The organism is Streptomyces sp. NPDC020996 (assembly GCF_040641355.1).
GTDB lineage: Bacteria > Actinomycetota > Actinomycetes > Streptomycetales > Streptomycetaceae > Streptomyces.
This window is the reverse complement of record NZ_JBFADM010000156.1, coordinates 1-1,180: the sequence shown is the minus strand read 5'-3', so window position 1 is coordinate 1,180 and position 1,180 is coordinate 1. Positions and strand designations below refer to the sequence as shown.

1 pseudogene is annotated in these 1,180 nt (G+C 70.4%); it reads right to left on the bottom strand.

Going from position 1 to position 1,180, the window contains the following annotated elements:
• Positions 1–1,180 (bottom strand): annotated as a pseudogene (locus tag AB0G63_RS39125) (alpha-1,4-glucan--maltose-1-phosphate maltosyltransferase); the annotation flags it as partial.

Genomic DNA, 1,180 nt, shown 5'->3' with positions numbered 1-1,180 from the left:
CGCCGGATCTCGTTGAGGCGGGCGATGAGGGGGGTGATGGTGCGGCCCTCGCGTTCGGCGGTGTCCCAGTCGCGGGGTTTGAGCTGGTACTTCTCGGAGTCGAGGTACTCCTCGCTGCCCTCGCGCAGCGGGGTGTTCTCGCACAGTTCGTAGCCGGAGTAGACGCCCCAGGCGGGGGAGAGGGTGGCGGCGAGGACGGCGCGGACCTCGAAGGCGGGGCGGCCGCCGTGCTGGAGGTACTCGTGGAGGATGTCGGGGGTGTTGACGAAGAAGTTGGGCCGCATGTAGGCGGCCGCCTCCCCGGACAGCTCGGTGAGGTACTCGGTCAGTTCCTGCTTGGTGTTGCGCCAGGTGAAGTAGGTGTAGGACTGCTGGAAGCCGGTCTGGGCGAGGGTGTGCATCATCGCCGGGCGGGTGAACGCCTCGGCCAGGAAGATCACGTCCGGGTCGGTGGCGTTGATGTCGGCGATCACCTGCTGCCAGAAGACGACCGGTTTGGTGTGCGGGTTGTCCACGCGGAAGATCCGCACGCCGTGTGCCATCCAGTGGCGCAGCACCCGCAGGGTCTCGGCGATCAGGCCGTCCATGTCGGCGTCGAAGGCGATGGGGTAGATGTCCTGGTACTTCTTGGGCGGGTTCTCGGCGTAGGCGATGGTGCCGTCGGGGCGGTGGTGGAACCACTCGGGGTGCTTGGCCACCCAGGGGTGGTCGGGGGAGCACTGCAGGGCGAAGTCCAGGGCGATCTCCAGGCCCAGCTCGCGGGCCCGGCCGACGAACCAGGCGAAGTCCTCGATGGTGCCCAGGGCGGGGTGGACGGCGTCGTGGCCGCCCTCGGGGGAGCCGATGGCCCAGGGCACGCCGACGTCGTCGGGGCCGGCGGAGAGGGTGTTGTTGCGGCCTTTGCGGAAGGTGGTGCCGATGGGGTGGACCGGGGGCAGGTAGACGACGTCGAAGCCCATCGCGGCGATCGCCGGGAGGCGGCGGGCGGCGGTGCGGAAGGTGCCGTGCGGCTGCTCGGGGGTGCCCTCGGAGCGGGGGAAGAACTCGTACCAGGCGCCGTACAGCGCCCGTTCGCGCTCCACCAGCAGCTCCAGCGGTTCGGAGGCGGTGACCAGCTCCCGCAGCGGATGCCGGGCCAGCACCGCGTCCACCTCCGGCGTCAAAGCCGCCGCCAGCCGGG